Here is an 18,132-nt window from a genome sequence, read left to right as displayed (position 1 = left end):
GGCCGATACTGCCGTTGCCGGGCCCCTTTCCGGAACGGGTTCTTGGGCCCGGGCGCCGGGCCTGAAAGACTGGCCGGGCCAGCATTTCCCGGACCCAGGAGACCGCCATGAACCACCCGCGCACCGGCCAGGCCGGGACCGCCCGCCTTACGGACCTGCTGGAAATCGAGGCCCCCGTGGTCCTGGGACCCTTCGGCGGCGTCTCGTCGGTGGCGCTGACGGCAGCAGTGAGCGACGGCGGCGGGCTGGGTTCGTTCGGGCTGTACGGGTTCGATGCGGCTGCCATCGAAAAGACGGCAGCTGCCCTGCGGGCGGCCACCGCCCGGCCCTTTGCCCTGAACCTCTGGGTCCCCACGGGAACCGAGCCGACGGACCTGCCGGTGGCGGATTTCCAGCGCTATGTTGGGATCCTCAAGCCCTACTTTGACCAACTGGACCTGCCGCTGCCGGACATGCCGGACCGGTACCTACCGGACTATGGCGAGCAGGTGGCGGCAACCCTGGCGGCCCGTCCCGCCGTCGTGAGCTTTGTCTTCGGCGTCCCTGCGCCTGAGGTGGTGGAGGCGGCGCACCGGCTGGGCATCAAGGTCCTGGGGACCGCAACCACCGTGGCCGAAGCCGTGGCGCTGGAGGCCGGCGGCGTGGATGCCGTGGTGGCCAGCGGAATGGAGTCCGGCGGCCACCGGGTGTCCTTTTTGGCGCCGGCCGGCGAATCCCTGGTGGGCACGTTTGCGCTGGTGCCTCAGGTGGCGGACGCCATCCACATTCCGGTGATCGCTGCCGGCGGCATCGCGGACCGCCGCGGGGTGGCCGCCGCCTTCGCGCTGGGCGCCGACGGCGTGCAGGTGGGCACCGCGTTCCTGGCCACCGGGGAATCGGCTGCCGTGCCCGCCTACCGGTCATTGCTGCGCAGTCCTGCCGCCGGGACCACCGTCCTGACCCGGGCCATGAGCGGCCGGCTGGCGCGGGGCCTCCCCAACCGGGTCACGGCCGAACTCGAGGATGCGGCCCTCGTGGCCCCCTTCCCCATCCAGAACTGGCTGACCGGGAAATTCCGGCCCCAGGCTGCTGCTGCGGGCAACACGGACCTGATGTCCTTGTGGGCCGGACAGGCCGCCCCGCTGCTGCGCCATGGCACCGCCGCTGAGGTCCTCGCCGAACTGCTTGCCGGCGCACCCTGATCCGGCACGGCCGCCGCCCATCCGGGGCCAACCATGCCTCGAATCACCGGTAGAATCTAGACCGCCATGCGGGACCGGAAAGGAGGAGCTGTGCCAGCACACCCACACACTCCTTTCCACGTGCTCCGATCCTCGGCAGTGGCAACCGGCATCCTCGCGCTCGCAGCAGGGGCCCACCTTGCCGGTGGCGGCGAGCTTCCCGCGCCGGGCATCATGCTGGCGGTTCTGGCCCTGACCGTACTGGCCAGCACCACCGCCACACGCCTGCGCCTGGGCTTTCCCGCCATGGCCGCGCTGCTGGGCGGCGGGCAGGTGGTGCTCCACGGACTGTTCAACGCCTTCAGCGGCACCGTCACCGCGGCGGCAAACGTTGCGCCCGCTGGGCACCACCACGATCCTGCCGCGGAACTCCAGGCCTATGCCGGCCTGGCCCCGCTGGCCGGGCACCTGCACCAGCCCGGCGCCAGCGGTCCCCTGATGCTTGCCGCTCATGCGTTGGCCACCGTAGGCTGCGCGCTCCTGCTGGCCAGGGGCGAGGCTGCCTTGTGGGCCCTCGCCGGCTGGCTCCGGCCGCTGGCCGGCCTGCCCCGGGCCGCCGCCCTCCACACCGTTCCGTCGGTGCCGGCGGAAAGCCGGCCTGCCCGGCCTGCCCGGCAGCCGTGGCGGAACCTCCGGTGGGACAGCCGGCGCGGCCCGCCTTCCGCCGTCGTGAATCCCGCCTGACCGGCGAACCGGACAATCCTTTCCGGCGCCGGGTCCCATACACCCTGCACCCCCTTGTTTGGGGTGCGCCAGAAAGGCAATCCCATGACCAGCACCCTCCTTCGCCGCACCCTCACCACCGCAGCTGCCACGGGCGGCGCAGCCGCGCTCCTGCTCTCCGGAGCCGTCGGCGCCTCCGCCCACGTGGGCGTCACCCCGGACAAAACGTCAGCCAACTCGTACGCGCTCCTGACCTTCGCCGTGCCGCATGGCTGCGAGGAGTCGAACACCACCAAGGTTGCCATCACGCTGCCGCAGGAACTCAACGACGCGCAGCCCACCGTCAACCCCAACTGGACCGTCGAAAAGGTCACCGAGCAGCTGGCCGAACCCCGGAAGCTGGCTGACGGCACCGCCATCACCAAGCGGACCAGCCAGATCGTGTACACCGCCAAGACCCCGCTGGAGCACGAACTCCGGGACACCCTGGTCCTGTCCGTGAAACTGCCGGACCTTGCCGGCACCACGCTGAACTTCCCCACCCTGCAGACCTGTGAAACCGGGCAGACTGACTGGTCCGAAATCGCCAAGGAAGGCCAGGACCCGCATTCCCTCGATGCCCCGGCGCCGTCGATCACCATCACTGACGTGGCCGCCGAGGGCCACGGGGACGGTCACGCCGAAACAGCGGCCACCGAGCAGGTGGCGGCAGTAACGGACAGCGGCGCCGACGCACGGAGCTGGGCCGGCCTGGTGGCGGGCGTCGGCGGCCTGGCCCTCGGCGCGGCGGCACTGGTACGCAGCGGCGCCCGGCGCAAGGCCGCAGCTGACGCGAAATAGCCTGCACGCCTGATGCCCGGATCATCACGATCCGGGCATCAGTTGCCTTCCGGGCTGGTGGCTTTGTTGACGCGGGCAACCTCTGGCGTAAAGGTGGTGCGATGAGGTCTCAGCGAATTTCCCAGGCGTTTACCATTACGACGGCGGCCGCTGCGGCTGCCCTGCTGCTCACCGCGTGCGGTGGAGGCGATCCGCAGGCGGAACCCACGACGTCGGCGTCCAACTCCGGTTCAGCAACGTCGGCACCGGCCAGCGCATCGGCGTCGCCCACGCCCAGTGCGCCGGCCACCACGGCGCCCGCCACGTCGGCACCGGCTACCACACCGGCTGCCACCGCCCTCTGCAAGGCGTCGGGGCTCGTTGCGGAAACCGACCCTTCCGGTGGCGGTGCTGCCGGCAGCGTTTACATGAAGCTGAACCTCACCAACACCGGCACCGAGCCTTGCCTGCTCAAGGGTTACGCCGGCGTGTCGCTGACCGCCGATGCTGCCGGCGACCCCATCGGCGCCGCTGCCGCCCGGGACGTCACAACACCCGAAACGGAGGTCCTGCTTGCCCCAGGGGAGACCGGGACGGCGGTGCTGCGCTACGTCCAGGCCGGCAATTTCCCCGACTGCGCCCAGGTGCGGGCCGGCGGCTACCGCGTGTACCCGCCGGAGGACACCGCATCGCTTTTCCTGCCCGACCCCACCAACGCCTGCAGCAACGCCGGCATCAACCTGCTGAGCATCGGCGCTTTCCAACCATCGTAGGCCGCGGTCAGCTGTCCTGTCGGTGGGGTGCGGCATGATGGAGGCATGACGCAGGAACAGCCCGTCGCGGGCGCCAAGGATTCCGGTGCAGCGGCACCCATGGGCCAGTTCAGCCGGCCCACCCGCGACTGGTTCCTGGGTGCCTTCAGCGGCCCCACCCCTGCCCAGGCCGGGGCCTGGAACGCCATTTCCTCCGGCTCGCATGCCTTGGTGGTGGCCCCCACCGGCTCCGGAAAGACGCTGGCGGCCTTCCTCTGGGCCCTGGACCGGCTCCTGACCTCCACCCCCGGGCCCGATGCCGCGGATCCCGTCGCAGGCCAGGACACGCTCCCGGGTGTTGGGGCCGGATCCACGGGCAAGGTCACCGGCCAGGCCGCGGGCAAGGGCAGGCGCCCGCGCGCCCCCAAGCGGAAAACCCGGGTCCTCTACATCTCGCCCCTGAAGGCCCTGGGGGTGGACGTGGAACGGAACCTCCGCGCCCCGCTGATCGGCATCACCCAGACCGCCAAGCGCCTTGACCTGCCGGCGCCCTTGATCACCGTGGGTGTCCGGTCCGGGGACACCACCACCGCGGACCGCAGGTCTTTGCTGACCACTCCGCCCGATATCCTCATCACCACCCCGGAATCCCTGTTCCTGATGCTGACCTCGAAGGCCCGCGAGACCCTGGCGGAGGTGGACACCATCATCATCGATGAGGTCCATGCCGTGGCCGGGACCAAGCGCGGCGCCCACCTCGCCGTCTCGCTCGAACGGCTGGACGCCCTGCTGCCCAAGCCCGCCCAGCGGATCGGGCTCTCAGCCACCGTGGAGCCCAAGGAGCTGGTGGCCCAGTTTCTGGCCGGTTCGGCGCCGGTGGAGATCGTTGCCCCGCCGGCGTCCAAGACCTGGGACCTCACCGTTTCAGTGCCTGTGGAGGACATGTCGGACCTGCAGGGCGCGGCCGGCGCGTTCGACTCCGGCCCGGCCTCGGGGCTCCAGCCCCAGGCTTCCATCTGGCCGCATGTTGAGGAAAAGATCGTGGACCTGGTGCTGGCCAACCAGTCCACCATCGTCTTCGCCAATTCCCGGCGGCTTTCGGAGCGGCTCACGGCCCGGTTGAACGAAATCTACGCGGAGCGCCAGCTGGTTGCGGTGGGCGGCGGCTGGGACGGAACCCCGGCCGCGGAGGGGGACGGCGCACCTGGACCTGACCGCCGTCCGGGCGGGCCGTCGTCGGGCCTTCCCGCCTCAACCCCCGCCCAGATGATGGCGCAGGCCGGCAGTTCCGCCGGCGCGGACCCGGTGCTGGCGCGGGCGCACCACGGATCCGTGTCCAAGGACCAGCGCGCCCTGATCGAGGACGACCTCAAATCGGGACGGCTGCGGTGCGTGGTGGCCACGTCCTCGCTGGAACTGGGCATCGACATGGGCGCCGTGGATTTGGTGGTCCAGGTGGAATCGCCGCCGTCGGTGGCCAGCGGGCTGCAGCGCGTGGGCCGCGCCGGGCACCAGGTGGGCGAAGTCTCCCAGGGTGTCCTGTTCCCGAAACACCGTGCGGACCTGGTGCACACCGCCATCACCGTGGAACGGATGCTGGACGGCAAAATCGAGCGCCTGTACGTGCCGGCCAACCCGCTGGACATCCTGGCCCAGCAGACCGTCGCCGCCGCGGCCCTGGGCAGCATCGATGTGGAGGAGTGGTTTGCCACGGTCCGGCGCTCCGCCCCGTTCGCGTCGCTCCCCCGCTCGGCGTTCGAAGCCACTCTGGACCTGCTGGCCGGCCGGTACCCGTCGGACGAGTTCGCAGAGCTGCGCCCCCGGATCATCTGGGACCGCAACGCGGGGACCATCGAAGGCCGCCCCGGAGCGCAGCGCCTCGCCGTCACCTCCGGCGGCACCATCCCGGACCGCGGCCTGTTCGGCGTGTACATCATCGGCACCGAAACGGAAGGCTCTGCGTCCCCGGCTGCGGACGGAAAGCCCTCCCCCGCGCCCAAGGGCGGCCGGCGGGTGGGCGAACTGGACGAGGAAATGGTCTACGAATCCCGGGTGGGCGATGTGTTCGCGCTCGGCGCCACCAGCTGGAAGATCGAGGACATCACCCACGACCGCGTCCTGGTCTCGCCCGCGTTTGGCCAGCCCGGAAAGCTGCCGTTCTGGAAGGGCGACTCGCTGGGACGGCCAGTGGACCTGGGCCGGGCCCTGGGGGCGTTCGTCCGCGAACTGGCAGCGTCCGATTCCGGTCCCGCCCTGGAACGGTGCAAAGCCAGCGGTTTGGACGACTTCGCCGCCAACAACCTGATCCAGTACATCCGGGAACAAAAACAGGCCACCGAAGTGGTCCCCAGCGACACCACGCTGGTGGTGGAACGGTTCCACGACGAGCTGGGCGACTGGCGGGTGATCCTGCACAGCCCGTTCGGGATGCCGGTGCACGCCCCTTGGGCCCTGGCCGTGGGGCAACGGCTGCACCAGCGGTATGGGCTGGACGGCTCGGCGATGGCCGCTGACGACGGCATTGTGCTCCGGGTTCCCATGATGGAAGACGAACCACCGGGGGCGGAGCTGTTCCTGTTCGATCCGGAGGAACTGGAACAGATTGTCACCGCCGAAGTGGGCGGCAGCGCCCTGTTCGCCTCGCGGTTCCGTGAATGCGCGGCCCGCGCCCTGCTGCTCCCCCGCCAGACCCCCGGGAAACGCCAGCCGCTGTGGCAGCAGCGGCAGCGGTCAGCGCAGCTGCTGGACGTTGCCCGGAAGTACCCTACATTCCCCATCGTGCTGGAGACGGTGCGTGAATGCCTGCAGGATGTCTACGACCTTCCCGCGTTGAAAGACATTGCAGCGTCCGTGGAACGCCGCGAGCTGCGGGTGGTGGAAACCACCACCAGCCAGCCCTCACCGTTCGCCAAGTCCCTCCTGTTCGGCTATGTGGCCCAGTTCCTGTACGAGGGCGACTCACCGCTGGCCGAGCGCCGGGCCGCGGCGCTGGCCCTGGACTCCACACTCCTGAACGAGCTGCTGGGCCGGGTGGAACTGCGCGAACTCCTGGACCCCAAGGTCATCGAGTCCACCGAACGGGAACTGCAGCGGCTGCTGCCGGACCGCCGGGCCCGCGGCCTGGAAGGGACAGCGGACCTGCTCCGGCTGCTGGGACCGCTGACGCCGGACGAGGCCGCGGCGCGCCTCCAGGGCGAACCCGATCCCGAGCAGGACGCCGCCAGTGTGGCATCCGCCGCCGGCCACCTCCAGGCCCTGCAGCGGGCCAACCGCGCCATCAAAGTCAACATCGGCGGGGGGGAGCGGTTTGCCGCGGTGGAGGACGCCGCCAGGCTCCGGGACGCCATCGGGGTGCCGCTGCCCATGGGTGTGCCGCTGGCGTTCATTGAACCCGTGGCCGATCCGCTGGGCGACCTGGTATCCCGGTACGCCCGGACGCACGGGCCGTTCACGTCCGCGGAGGCCGCTGCCCGGCTGGGCCTGGGCGTGGCGGTGGTGGGCACGGCGCTGAAGCGGCTCGCCGCCGATGGCCGTGTGGTGGAGGGTGAGTTCCGCCCGCACGCCGGCGGCGACGCGGCGCAGTCGCTAACTCCCAACGGCAGCGGGCCGGACGAGGCCCTGCTGCCGGCCGGTCCGGACGACGATGACACCGATCCCGCGGACGTCGCAGAGCTGGACGACGATGGGAACGTGGCCGAGGACGCCGATCCGGAGGCGCAGGCTGCCAGGGCGGATGCCGCGGCGCGCGCCCAGGCTGCCGGCCCGGCCGGGGTGGCGGCTCCGCAGCCGGCAACCAGCGAATGGTGTGACGCCGAGGTCCTCCGCAAGCTGCGGCGCCGCTCGCTGGCAGCCCTGCGCGCCGAAGTCGAACCCGTGGACGCCTCCGCCTACGGGCGTTTCCTGCCGGCCTGGCAGCACGTCCGGGTCCCGGGCGGGGGCCGCGGGCAGCCGTCGCTCCGAGGGCTGGACGGCATCATCACCGCCGTGGACCAGCTCTCCGGCGTCCCCATCCCGGCCTCCGCCTGGGAGCCGCTCATCCTGGCCAGCCGGGTGTCCGACTACCGGCCGGCCATGCTCGACGAACTTATGGCCGCCGGTGAAGTCCTGTGGTCCGGTGCCGGCTCGCTCCCCGGCAACGACGGCTGGATCAGCCTGCACCTGGCCGATTCCGCGGAACTGACCCTGAATCCCGCCGTCGACTACGAACCCGGCGACGCCCAGCTGCGGCTCCTGGACCACCTGCGCACCAACGGCGGCGGGTACTTCTTCCGGCAGCTGACGGACATCGCCGGCGGCATGGACGCAGTCCTGGGCGACCAGGATGTGGTGTCCGCCCTGTGGGACCTTGTTTGGGCCGGCCGGATCACGGGCGATACCTTCGCGCCGGTGCGGTCGCTGATCGCGGGCGGCCACACCGCCCACCGGCAAGTGGCTCGGACCCCAAGGGCCCGGGCGCCCCGGCTGAGCAGGCTGGGCCGTTCCGGCAGCGGCCTGATCGGGGCGGCCGGTGGCGGCCGGTACGGCACCTCCGGCGCCGTCGCCACGCCGCCCATGGCTGCCGGGCGCTGGTCCGCGCTGCCCGCTCCCGAACTGGACGCCACCATCCACGCGCGGGCCACCGCGGAGCTTCTGCTGGACCGATACGGCGTGGTGACCCGCGGCTCGGTGATGGCCGAACAGATCCTGGGCGGCTTCGGGCTGATGTATAAGGTACTGGCCCGGCTGGAAGAGGCCGGCCGCTGCCGACGCGGGTATTTCATCGAACACCTCGGCGCGGCCCAGTTCGCCGTGCCGGCCACGGTGGACCGGTTGCGGTCCTTCTCCGAGGACTCCCAGCTGGCCAAACTCGAGCCCGTGGCCCTGGCGCTGGCCGCAACGGACCCCGCCAACCCCTACGGGGCGGCGCTGTCCTGGCCCGGCGTGAACGACGACGCCGGCACCGGTCACCGGCCGGGGCGGAAAGCCGGGGCCCTGGTGGTGCTGGTGGACGGCGCGCTGGTCCTTTATGTCGAGCGGGGTGGCAAGACCCTACTGGTTTTCAGCGCCGATGAAACCGTCCTGGCCGCGGCGGGAGCCGCCCTGGTGGGGGTGGTGACCCGGGGCGCGGTGGACAAACTCATCATGGAGAAGGTCAACGGGCATGGAATCCTGGACACACCCGTCGCTGCCGCGCTCAGTGCCGCTGGCGCCTATTCCACACCGAAGGGGTTGAGGATCCGTGCCTGAGGGTGATTCGGTGTTCCGGGCCACCGCGCAGCTGCATGCCGCCCTGGCAGGCCAGGTCCTCACGGCCTCCGACTTCCGCGTGCCGCGTTTTGCCACGCTCAACGTCACGGGCTGGACGGTCAGCGAGGTAGTGCCGCGCGGAAAACACCTGCTGATCCGGGTGGTCAGCCCGGAGGGGCGGGGACTGACCATCCACTCGCACCTGAAGATGGAAGGCAGTTGGCAGGTCTATCCTCCGGGCGGCCGCTGGCGGAAACCCGGCTTCACGGCCCGCTGCGTCCTGCGGACCGCCTCGGCTGATGCCGTGGGGTTCTCCCTGGGGGTGCTGGATGTGGTCAAAACCGAGGACGAGGACTCGGTGGTGGGGCACCTGGGCCCGGACCTGCTGGGGCCAGGGTGGGATCCGGACGAAGCCGAACGCCGCATCCTCAGCGCGCCGGATGTCCCCATCGGTGTTGCCCTTCTGGACCAGCGGAACCTGGCAGGCATCGGCAACATCTACCGCTGCGAAACCCTGTTCCTGGCCGGCGTGCATCCCACGGTCCGCGCCGGCGACGTGCCTGCCTTGGTCTCCCTGCGGGAAATGATGGCCAGCGCCAAAATCCTGCTGGAGGCCAACCTGGGCCCCGGCCGGCGCGTCACCATCCTCAACGCACGCGGCGTCCCGGTGGGCCGCGCCGCAGGCCGGCCCGGCTACTGGGTGTACCGGCGTGAGCACCAGCCCTGCCTCAAGTGCCGCACCCCCATCGAACACGCTGTCCTGGGCAAACTCAACGGCGACGAGGAACGGGACATCTACTTCTGCCCCAAGTGCCAGTCTGCGCCCGTTGCCGGCCCCGACCCGGGACCGGCAATACCCTGACCCTGGTTCACCCGTGCGCCTGGTGTGCCGTCGCCGGTGTGCCGGATCCGGGTTCGGCCGGGGGCAGCGCGCCGGGTGACGCTGCGGTATGCCCGGCAAGGGTCACACTCGCGGGTGTCTTTTCGGGAACGGTGAAGAACGGCATCATGAGTTGCACCAGCGGGCCGATGGCCAGCGCGTACACGGCAGTGCCCACACCTGCCGCGCCGCCCAGAAGCCAACCGGCGGCCAGGACCACCACTTCGATGAGGGTCCGGGACACACGCACGGACCACCCGGTCCGCCGGGCGAGGCCCGTCATCAGCCCGTCGCGGGCGCCGGGTCCGAAGCGGGCCCCGATGTAGCAGGCCGAGGCCACGGCATTCAGGAGAACCGCCCCGGCAAGCACCGCAGTCTGACCGCCGAGGTGGGAGAACTGCGGAACAAGGGCCAACCCGAGATCAGCGAAGACACCCACCAGGATGGCGTTGCACAGCGTACCAAAACCGGGCCACTGCTTGAGCGGGATCCACAGCAGCAGCACGGCAAAACTGACAATGATCACCACGGCTCCCAGGCTGAGCCCGGTCCTGGCGGCCAGGCCCTGATGCAGCACATCCCACGGCGCAGTGCCCAGGGCTGAGCGGATAAACAGGGCCAGAGAGAAGCCGTACATGGCCAGGCCGATAAAGAGTTGAAGGAGTCTGCGAATCATCATTGACCCATCCTCGCCTGGCACTGGCCTTGTATTCCATAGCCAGTCTGCGATACTGGCCTGATGCCAGGAGCCATGAATCCCGCCGCCCTTGCCCGGTTGATGGGCCCCTGGCAGAGCGCCGCCGGCCCCGCCTACCGCGAACTGGCGGACGTTGTCCGGCTGCTGGTCCTTGATGGCCGCCTGCCCCTGGACACACCCCTGCCCAGCGAACGCTCGCTGTCGGAGACCCTGGGCATGTCCCGCACCACCGTCACCGCCGCCTACGCCCTGCTGCGGGAGCAGGGGTTCCTCAGCAGCGGACAGGGCGCCAAGGGCCGCACCCGGCTGCCCCGGTCTGCCGCCGGGGTGGCAGCACCGGGCATGTCCGCCCCGGACGGTCTCCTGGACCTGGCCTACGCGTCGCTGCCGGCGAGCGGCGAAGTGGTACACAGGGCTTTTTCGGCCGCCTTAAACGACCTGCCCGCGCTGCTGCCCGGCTTCGGCTACGAGGTCCTGGGCCTGCCCGTCCTGCGCGAAGCAGTGGCAGCCCGGTACACCGCGGCCGGGGTACCCACCACAGCGGACCAGATCCTGATTACTTCCGGAGCGCAGCACGCGCTGAACATCATCCTCCGGGCTGAAGCCGGACCCCGGCATGGCAGGCCTGCCAAAGTCCTGGTGGAGCACCCCAGCTATCCGAACGCGCTGGACGCCATTGCCGGGTCGGGTGCGCGGGCGCTGCCCGTCGCCGTGGGCGGACCCGGCCAGCCGCATTGGGACCTGGACGCCGTGGAGGCAACGCTGCAGCAGCACCGTCCCGCCGTCGCCTACCTGGTGCCCGACTTTCACAACCCCACCGGCAAACTGATGCCGGATCCGCAGCGGCGCCGCCTGGTGCGGGCCGCTGCCGCCGCCGGAACCGTCCTGGTCATCGATGAAACGCTGCGCGATTTGAACCTCAACGGCCTGGACTCGCAGCATGTGGCAGCGTTCGGCTCCTGCGTATCCGTCGGTTCGCTCAGCAAGTCGCACTGGGCCGGCCTCCGGACAGGGTGGATCCGTGCCGGCAGGGAGCAGATCCGGCGGTACGCCGCCCAACGGACCACCCTGGACCTGGGCGGTCCCCTGACCGAGCAACTGGCCGCGGCGCATCTGATGGCGCATTTCGAGGAGCCACTGCCGGCCCGGCTGGCAGCACTCCGGGATCAGCGGGGCACCCTTCAGGAGCTGCTGGCGGAGCACCTGCCCACCTGGCAGGCTGCGGCGCCCGACGGCGGACTGACCCTTTGGTGCCGGCTGCCGGCACCCATCAGCACGGCCTTGACCGTCATTGCACCCGGGTTCGGCGTCCGCCTGGCCGCCGGACCACGCTTCGGAGTTGGCGGGGCCTTCGAACACTACGTCCGGATCCCTTACACACTTGACCCCGGAAGCCTCGAAACCGCTGTCCGGGCGCTGCGGTCAGCCCAGAACCAATTGGAGGCTGCCCCGCAGCTGCGGCGGGCCCTGCCGGAGCCGCCCCGGGTGGCCATCGCCTAGTCCGGAGCGGCCAAGAGCGGACCTAGTGCCAGCCGCGCCTTTCAGGCGTAAACCGTCGCCAGGAACTTGCCCCAAACCGCCGCGGTGGCCCCGGTGTCCGCGCTCCCGCTGAAGTCATGCACCGTCATGCCCACCGGGGCACCCCAGGCGTTGCGGCCGAAGAACCGGTACAACGCGTCGGACGTCCGCAGGCCCAGGAAATGCTCATTGGCAAAGTCCACCTCCGCAGAAAGCCGGCCGACGCCGTCGAGCTCCACGTCCACGCGCCCACCTGGTCCGGCGGCGTCCACTCCGAGCGCCGAGCGCAGCCGCTCAAAGCCGTCCGGGGTGATGGACTCCGCCGGGCCCTGGATGTCCGTGAACACCACGGCCCTGCCGTCGAAGTGCTTCAGGTACTGGCCCAGGGTGTGGAGGTAGAACTCCGTATGGCGGCTGGCGCCGTCATACTGCTCATCCCAGTTGTCGGCGAAGATGCCGCTGTGGACGTAGTGCAGGCTGGCGCGGCCGCCCGCCAGCGGCGCCAGGACGTGTTCCAGCTGGTTGAACCAGCCATCCGGCCCGTCCATGCGGGACACCAGTCGGGTGGGATGCTCCTCAACCGTTTTTACCGCCGGCCACTGCTCTGTGGGGAACATCCAAGCAGACGTCCCTGCGGTCACGGCTTCCCAGACCCGCTCCGGCGTGCCGGGAAGTTCAGTATCCTGGATAATTTCAAAGCTGCGGTCATCAGTCATTGTTCGGCTCCTTGCCTGGGTTTTCAGTTGTCTTGAGTGCCGGATGGAGGGCCACCACCAGCCGGTGCCGGCGCCCCCGCGGCGAGGTCCCGCCGTCGTGGTATTTGTCCACCAGCGCGGTGACCGCCACCCCGAGGTCCGCCGCGAAGGCGGCACGGTCGGCGGCGGACCGGAAGGTGATCTCGCCGTCGATCGCGAAGGTTGGCAGGGCCTGGCGGGCGGCGGCGGCGCCGGCGATCAGCTTGCCGGTCTCCTCAACCATCCGCCCGGCGAGCGCCAGGAGCCAGAACGCCGAGAAGTGGTCGGTGAAACGCCGCGGATCCGGGGCCACGGCGGCCAGCGCCTGGGGCGAGATCAGGTATGAGGCGGCCGTGGCCTGGAATACCCGCTCGGTCACATTGCCCTTGCGCCGCTCCGCCACGAGCTCCACCAGCCCGTGCCGCTCCAGGGCCTTGAGGTGGTAGTTGACCTTCTGCCGGGGCAGCCCCACCTTGCCGGCCAGCTGCGTGGCGGAGCCCGGCTCGGCCAGCTCATGGAGGATCCGCGTCCGGATGGGGTCCAGTGACACTTCGGCGGTTGCCGGGTCCTCGATCACTGCTATGTCCAACATGGTTCCAGCATGCCTTCCGACAACTTTTATTGTCAAGAACTTTTTTCTGTTCGGTAACGGCCTGGCCCGCCGGTAGAATGGACAGGTGATGCAATCCCCCCTCCCCGTGCGCGACGGCGTCAACGCGACCCGCCTGCGCCTCCCGGACGGGGGCCCGTGGGAGACCGCCATGGACTACATGATGCACCGGTGGGGCCACATCGACCCGCAGGGCATCGAGGACAGGTTCGACGCCGGCGAAATCGTCGGCGAGGGGGGCGTTCCGCTGGACCGGACCACGCCGCTTCGGGACCACACCTTCATCTGGTACTACCGCACGCTCCCGCCGGAGACCCGGATTCCTGTGGAGCTGGACATCCTGCACCAGGATGGGCACCTGCTGGTGGTGGACAAGCCGCATTTCCTCCCCACCACCCCCGGCGGCACCTACATCCAGGAGTCGGCGCTGGTGCGCCTGCGGAACCAGCTGGACCTGCCGGACCTGATCCCCATGCACCGGCTGGACCGGATGACCGCCGGCGTGCTGCTCTTTTCCACCAACCCGGACACCCGCGGCAAATACCAGGTCCTCTTCGAAAAGCGGCAGGTGCAGAAAGACTACGAGTGTGTGTCCGCGGCCCAGCCGGCGCCGGGCCATCCTGCCGTCGACTTTCCCGTGGTGGTCCGCAACCGGATGACCAAGTCCCGCAGCTACCTCCTGGCCGAGGTTGTTGACGGCGAACCGAACGCCGAAACCCGCATCGAAAAGCTGGAAACGTTCGACGGCGGCACCCCCGGAAGTGCGCCGCTGGCCAGATACCGGCTCGAGCCGCACACCGGAAAGACCCACCAACTCCGGGTCCATATGGCCTCACTGGGACTGGGCATCGTGAACGACTCCTTCTACCCTGACCTGCTGGACAAGGCGCCGGATGACTACTCCCGGCCCCTGCAGCTCCTGGCCCGCGGCATCAGGTTCGTGGATCCCATCACCGCCAAAGCCGTGGAATACCGCAGCGGCCGCGAACTCAGCGAGGCAGTCCGCCAAAGTGCGGTACCTTGTGGCAATGGACTTCGGCAGCGCTGACAGCTGGGGGGCGGCGATCTACTTCTGGATCATCCCCGCGGTGCTTGGCGACGCCATCTTCCCGCCCATCCCTTCCGAGATGGTGGTGATCACCGCCGGTGCCCTCTCGGCTGACGGCCGCGCCAACTTCTTCCTGATTACCGCCCTGTCCGCCCTGGCATCCTGGGTGGGCGACATGGTGGTGTTCCAGCTGTTCCGCCAGCGGCTCAGCCACATCCTGGACCGCTGGAAGTGGGGCCGGAAGGTCCACCGCGGCATCCACCAGGGCCTGGCGAAAGCCGGCCGGTCCTCCACCTACGGCACCATCATCGGCGCCAGGTTCCTCCCTGGCGGCAGGCTGGCCACGTGCGCGGCGGCAGGCATCGCCAACGTGTCGCTGCGGGGCTTCAGCCTGTGCGCAGGCCTGGGCGCCATCGTGTGGGCGTTCTGGCTGGTGGGCCTGGGCTATTTCACGGGTTCGGCCACGCGCCTGCCGTTCTGGGCAAGTTCGCTGATCGGTGTAGCGCTGGGCCTGGTGATCGGCGCCGTCGTCGGCATCATTGTGACCCGGCGGCGCGGCGACCGCTCCCCCGTGGAGGAAACCGGCCCCCTGGCCTGATCCGGGCGGCGCGTCAGACGGGCGCCCAGCGGCCGCGGTTGCGCCGGAGCACCAGCAGCGCACCGGTCAGCGCCACGCGTTCGACGGCGTCGCGCATCATGGCGGCCGACTGCAGCGCCTGCTGGTTCTCGCCGCTGTATTCGGTGGGCTCCACCAGGAACCGCAGGTGCAGCTGCGGAACGCCTCCGGCCAATTGCAGCTGGTGCGATTCCACGTGGTGGCGGGTGCCCAGCGCCTCCACGGCGGCGTCCATCACGGACTCCGGCGGGTTCCCTGGCCGGAGCCCGGTGATCTTGAGGCGGGTCTGGAAGGAAGGCATGCCCCAACCCTATCCAACCCCCGTTGCGCTATCACCTACGGTCCCTATCCGACCCGGATGGGGACCATGGGTGATAGCGCAACGGGAGGGGTGGGGGGTTAGCGTTAGCCCGTGTTGCGCAGGCCCGCTGCAACACCGTTGACGGTGATGAGCATGGCCCGCTGGAGGCGTTCGTCGATTTCCGCGCCGCTGATGGTGCCGGCTTCGGCCCGGACTCGGCGCAGCAGTTCCACCTGCAGGTAGCTGATGGGGTCCAGGTACTGGTCCCGGATCTCGAGGGAGCGCTTGAGCGTGGGCTGGGCGTCCAGGAGCAGGTGCTCGCCGGTGAGGATCTGGATCTCGGCCACCGTGAGCTCGTATTCCTCCCGGATGGTGCGGAAGATGTGGTGCAGCTCTTCCGGAACCAGGGTGGCCACGTAGTAGCCGGCGATGTCCAGGTCCGTCTTGGCCAGGGTCATCTCCACGTTCGACAGCACTGAACGGAAGAAGTGCCAGTGCTCCATCATTTCCACCAGGTGCCCGGCATTTCCTGCCTCCCGGGCAGCTTTGAGGCCGGAGCCCACCCCGAACCAGCCGGGCACAATCTGCCGGGACTGGGTCCAGCCGAACACCCACGGGATGGCGCGGAGGCCACCCAGGCCGGCGCCGGAGTCGGGCCGCTTGGACGGGCGGGAGCCGATGTTCAGGGAACCCAGCTGCTCCACGGGGGTGGAGGCCATGAAGTAGGCGGGCAGGTCCGGGTGGTCCACAAGCTTCCGGTACCGTTCGAACGCTGCGTCGGAGACGGTTTCCATCACCTGGCCGTAGCGTTCGCGTTGCCCGGCGGACGTCCGGGGATCCCGGTGCAGGGCCGAACCCTGGAGCACCGCGGCGAGGGACAGTTCCAGGTTTTCCCGGGCCAGCTCGGGCAGGGAGTACTTGTCCGCGATGACCTCACCCTGTTCGGTGAACTTGATTTCGCCTTCCAGGACGCCGTTGGGCTGGGCCAGGATGGCATCATAGGTGGGCCCGCCGCCGCGGCCCACTGATCCGCCGCGGCCGTGGAACAGGCGGACCCGCACCCCGTGCTTGGCGGCAATGTCGCGCAGCTTCCGCTGGGTCTTGTGGATCTCCCACTGGCTGGTCATGACGCCGGATTCCTTGTTGGAGTCCGAGTAGCCCAGCATGACTTCCTGCACGTCGCCGCGCAGCCGCACCAGGTCGCGGTAGGAGGGGACGGAGAGCAGCTGGTCGATGATCTCGGCGGAGGCCCGCAGTTCCTCAACGGTCTCCAGCAGCGGGGCGAAGCCGATCTTGGCGTACGGATTCTCCCCGAAAAGGTTCACCAGGCCGGCTTCCCGGGCCAGGACTGCGGCGGCCAGGACATCGTCAGCGCCCCGGGTCATGGAGATGATGTAGGTCTCGATGACGTCGGGCCCGTAGGTCTTCAGCGCGCGACGGACCTCGCGGAAGACGTCGTAGGTCCCGTCGGCGGCGCCGTCGAGCTTGATCGGGTGACCCGACAGCGGCCGGCGGGACGCCAGCTCGGAGCCGAGCACCTCGAACCGCTCTTCGCGGCTCAGTTCGGCGTACCGGACCCCGGGCCCGCCCAGCCGGTCCATCAGCTGGCCCACGGCGTCGTGGTGGTGGTCTGCGTGTTCGCGGATGTCCAAGGTGGCCAGGTGCAGGCCGAAGGAGGCAATGGCGCGGCGGACGCGGGCCAGGGCACCGTCAGCGGCAAGGGTGGCCGAGTGGTTCCGGAGCGAGAGTTCCAGCAGGTCAAGGTCCGCCAGGAGCTCGTCGGTACCGCTGTAGTCCCGGCCGTGTTCGTGGTTCGACCCGGCCGCAACCCGCTTGCCGGTGTTTATCAGCTTGGCTTTGATGCAGGTCAGCTTGAGCCGGTAAGGCTCCTGGGCGTTCAGTTCCAGGACCCGCTTGTCCAGGCCGGGCAGCTTCGCGAGGTCCGCGTCGATGGAATCCAGGAGTTCCTTGTCCGCCCCGGCCAGCGCCGTGGAGTTGGAAAGGATGGAGATCAGCTCGTCGATCATGCCGATGCTGATCCGGACCGCATGCTGGTTCTGGATCTGGAGGATTTCCCGGGTCACCCCGGCGGTGACGTTGGGGTTGCCGTCCCGGTCACCGCCAATCCAGGAGCCGAAGCGGATGGGGGCGTCCTTGGCGGCAAGGCTGACGCCGTGCTCGCCCAGCAGCTCCGAGAATTCGGTCAGCATTTCGGGCATGGCGTCCGTCAGGATGCTGCCCAGGTAATAGATGGCGTTGCGGGCTTCGTCCACGGGGGTGGGCCGGACCTGGCGGAGCTCATCGGTCTGCCACATCTGGTCGATCACCTCTGCCAGTTGGCGGTCCTGCCGCCGGCGTGCCGTGGTGCCCTCGGTGGTGTGCTCGGCCAGCACGTCCGACAGCTTGCGGATCTTGTCCAGGACCGAGCGCCGGGACGCTTCGGTGGGGTGGGCGGTGAAGATGGGGCGGACATCCAGCCCGTTCACCACGTCCTGCAGTACCTCCGGACCGGCCTGGCCGGCGATGTCATTGACGGCCTTGGCGAGCCAGCCGTCCTTTTCCGCCCGAGTCCGGAGGCCGCGGACGCGGTGGACCTGCTCGGCGGCGTTGGCCAGGTGGAAGTAGAACGCGAAGGCGCGCACCAGGTCGGTGGCCTGCTCAATGGGCAGCGAGCCCAGGAGTTCGCGGACCTGGGCCACCACGTCATGGGCGCTCCACGGGCCGGTGGCGTCGGCTCCGCCGCGGGCCGCTTCCTTGGATTCCTTGGTCAGCAGGCGGACCTGCTCCACGAGGTCGAGGAGCTCGGGGCCGTGCTGGCGGACCAGCGATTCGCCCAGGAGGGTGGACACCCGGCGGACGTCTGCCCTGAGTTCGGAGGCAAGATCGGATTCGGGATGTGCTGCAGTGTGAGCCATGGAAGCGTATCTTTCGAGGGTTCGGACTTGGCTCGTACACTGCGCTGGATACTGTGAGCCACGTTACTGCCTATAGATGCTACCCGCAGCGCGGCGGGACGTGGCAATCCGTCTCAGATAGTGTCGCTTCCAA

General features: G+C 69.6%; 14 protein-coding genes. 9 read left to right on the top strand and 5 right to left on the bottom strand.

The features are described from left to right. Positions 1-107 precede the first annotated feature (107 nt). From ACU18_RS05395 to ACU18_RS05365, 6 genes are all read left to right on the top strand, one after another. Positions 108-1,181, top strand: a complete 1,074-nt coding sequence (locus tag ACU18_RS05395) for an NAD(P)H-dependent flavin oxidoreductase (RefSeq protein WP_050684505.1) — start codon at positions 108-110, stop codon at positions 1,179-1,181. A gap of 90 nt (positions 1,182-1,271) precedes the next feature. Then, positions 1,272-1,904 carry a hypothetical protein gene (locus ACU18_RS05390; RefSeq protein ID WP_197273523.1) on the top strand — a complete coding sequence of 211 codons (633 nt, stop codon included), beginning with the start codon at positions 1,272-1,274 and terminating at the stop codon, positions 1,902-1,904. Between the two features lie 84 nt (positions 1,905-1,988). Further along, positions 1,989-2,723, top strand: coding sequence for a YcnI family copper-binding membrane protein (locus ACU18_RS05385; RefSeq protein ID WP_050684503.1), 735 nt, complete (start codon positions 1,989-1,991; stop codon positions 2,721-2,723). Between the two features lie 101 nt (positions 2,724-2,824). Then, complete coding sequence (locus ACU18_RS19245) at positions 2,825-3,475, top strand: DUF4232 domain-containing protein (protein ID WP_082178198.1); 651 nt, start codon at positions 2,825-2,827, stop codon at positions 3,473-3,475. 45 nt (positions 3,476-3,520) lie between these two features. After that, complete coding sequence (locus ACU18_RS05370; RefSeq protein ID WP_050684500.1) at positions 3,521-8,680, top strand: ATP-dependent helicase; 5,160 nt, start codon at positions 3,521-3,523, stop codon at positions 8,678-8,680. Next, positions 8,673-9,542: an Fpg/Nei family DNA glycosylase gene (locus ACU18_RS05365; RefSeq protein ID WP_050684499.1), complete on the top strand. Its 870-nt coding sequence runs from the start codon at positions 8,673-8,675 to the stop codon at positions 9,540-9,542. The genes ACU18_RS05370 and ACU18_RS05365 overlap by 8 nt, the downstream gene beginning before the upstream one ends. A 7-nt stretch (positions 9,543-9,549) precedes the next feature. On the opposite strand, the gene yczE is transcribed toward ACU18_RS05365, so the two are convergent. Then, positions 9,550-10,239: a membrane protein YczE gene (gene yczE / locus ACU18_RS05360; RefSeq protein ID WP_082178197.1), complete on the bottom strand. Its 690-nt coding sequence runs from the start codon at positions 10,237-10,239 to the stop codon at positions 9,550-9,552. Positions 10,240-10,299: 60 nt separating this feature from the next. Here yczE and yczR point away from each other — a divergent pair, with 60 nt between their 5' ends. Then, positions 10,300-11,757 (top strand): MocR-like transcription factor YczR, encoded by a 1,458-nt coding sequence (gene yczR / locus ACU18_RS05355; protein WP_050684498.1) that lies wholly within the window; start codon positions 10,300-10,302, stop codon positions 11,755-11,757. Between the two features lie 41 nt (positions 11,758-11,798). Here the strand turns inward: yczR and ACU18_RS05350 are convergent, their stop codons facing one another. After that, complete coding sequence (locus ACU18_RS05350) at positions 11,799-12,491, bottom strand: SRPBCC family protein (protein ID WP_050684497.1); 693 nt, start codon at positions 12,489-12,491, stop codon at positions 11,799-11,801. After that, positions 12,484-13,101 carry an ArsR/SmtB family transcription factor gene (locus tag ACU18_RS05345; protein WP_050684496.1) on the bottom strand — a complete coding sequence of 206 codons (618 nt, stop codon included), beginning with the start codon at positions 13,099-13,101 and terminating at the stop codon, positions 12,484-12,486. Before ACU18_RS05345 ends, ACU18_RS05350 begins: the two co-directional genes overlap by 8 nt. Before the next feature lie 88 nt (positions 13,102-13,189). Between ACU18_RS05345 and ACU18_RS05340 the strand changes: the two genes are divergently transcribed. Both ACU18_RS05340 and ACU18_RS05335 read left to right on the top strand, forming a co-directional pair. Beyond that, entirely contained in the window at positions 13,190-14,167 is a 978-nt protein-coding gene (locus ACU18_RS05340) for an RluA family pseudouridine synthase (RefSeq protein ID WP_050684495.1), read from the top strand. Next, on the top strand, positions 14,148-14,765 hold the full coding sequence (locus ACU18_RS05335) for a DedA family protein (RefSeq protein ID WP_050684494.1): 618 nt from the start codon (positions 14,148-14,150) through the stop codon (positions 14,763-14,765). The genes ACU18_RS05340 and ACU18_RS05335 overlap by 20 nt, the downstream gene beginning before the upstream one ends. A 13-nt stretch (positions 14,766-14,778) precedes the next feature. On the opposite strand, the gene ACU18_RS05330 is transcribed toward ACU18_RS05335, so the two are convergent. Together ACU18_RS05330 and ppc are read right to left on the bottom strand one after the other, a co-directional pair. Then, positions 14,779-15,084 (bottom strand): hypothetical protein, encoded by a 306-nt coding sequence (locus ACU18_RS05330; RefSeq protein WP_050684493.1) that lies wholly within the window; start codon positions 15,082-15,084, stop codon positions 14,779-14,781. Positions 15,085-15,188: 104 nt separating this feature from the next. Beyond that, on the bottom strand, positions 15,189-17,999 hold the full coding sequence (gene ppc, locus ACU18_RS05325; RefSeq protein WP_050684492.1) for a phosphoenolpyruvate carboxylase: 2,811 nt from the start codon (positions 17,997-17,999) through the stop codon (positions 15,189-15,191). Positions 18,000-18,132 lie beyond the last annotated feature (133 nt).

The sequence above is a fragment of the Arthrobacter sp. ZBG10 genome, assembly GCF_001238605.1.
Classification (GTDB): Bacteria; Actinomycetota; Actinomycetes; order Actinomycetales; family Micrococcaceae; genus Arthrobacter.
Note: the sequence above shows the minus strand (reverse complement) of the source record. Positions and strands in the feature narration are given on the sequence as shown.

Excerpts from the sequence above, each read along its gene's own strand:
- ACU18_RS05395 (WP_050684505.1), top strand. The coding sequence starts at position 108 with ATGAACCACCCGCGCACCGGCCAGGCCGGGACCGCCCGCCTTACGGAC.
- ACU18_RS05385 (WP_050684503.1), top strand. The coding sequence starts at position 1,989 with ATGACCAGCACCCTCCTTCGCCGCACCCTCACCACCGCAGCTGCCACG.
- ACU18_RS19245 (WP_082178198.1), top strand. The coding sequence starts at position 2,825 with ATGAGGTCTCAGCGAATTTCCCAGGCGTTTACCATTACGACGGCGGCC.
- ACU18_RS05370 (WP_050684500.1), top strand. The coding sequence starts at position 3,521 with ATGACGCAGGAACAGCCCGTCGCGGGCGCCAAGGATTCCGGTGCAGCG.
- yczE (WP_082178197.1), bottom strand. The coding sequence starts at position 10,239 with ATGATGATTCGCAGACTCCTTCAACTCTTTATCGGCCTGGCCATGTAC.
- yczR (WP_050684498.1), top strand. The coding sequence starts at position 10,300 with ATGCCAGGAGCCATGAATCCCGCCGCCCTTGCCCGGTTGATGGGCCCC.
- ACU18_RS05350 (WP_050684497.1), bottom strand. The coding sequence starts at position 12,491 with ATGACTGATGACCGCAGCTTTGAAATTATCCAGGATACTGAACTTCCC.
- ACU18_RS05345 (WP_050684496.1), bottom strand. The coding sequence starts at position 13,101 with ATGTTGGACATAGCAGTGATCGAGGACCCGGCAACCGCCGAAGTGTCA.
- ACU18_RS05340 (WP_050684495.1), top strand. The coding sequence starts at position 13,190 with ATGCAATCCCCCCTCCCCGTGCGCGACGGCGTCAACGCGACCCGCCTG.
- ACU18_RS05335 (WP_050684494.1), top strand. The coding sequence starts at position 14,148 with ATGGACTTCGGCAGCGCTGACAGCTGGGGGGCGGCGATCTACTTCTGG.
- ACU18_RS05330 (WP_050684493.1), bottom strand. The coding sequence starts at position 15,084 with ATGCCTTCCTTCCAGACCCGCCTCAAGATCACCGGGCTCCGGCCAGGG.
- ppc (WP_050684492.1), bottom strand. The coding sequence starts at position 17,999 with ATGGCTCACACTGCAGCACATCCCGAATCCGATCTTGCCTCCGAACTC.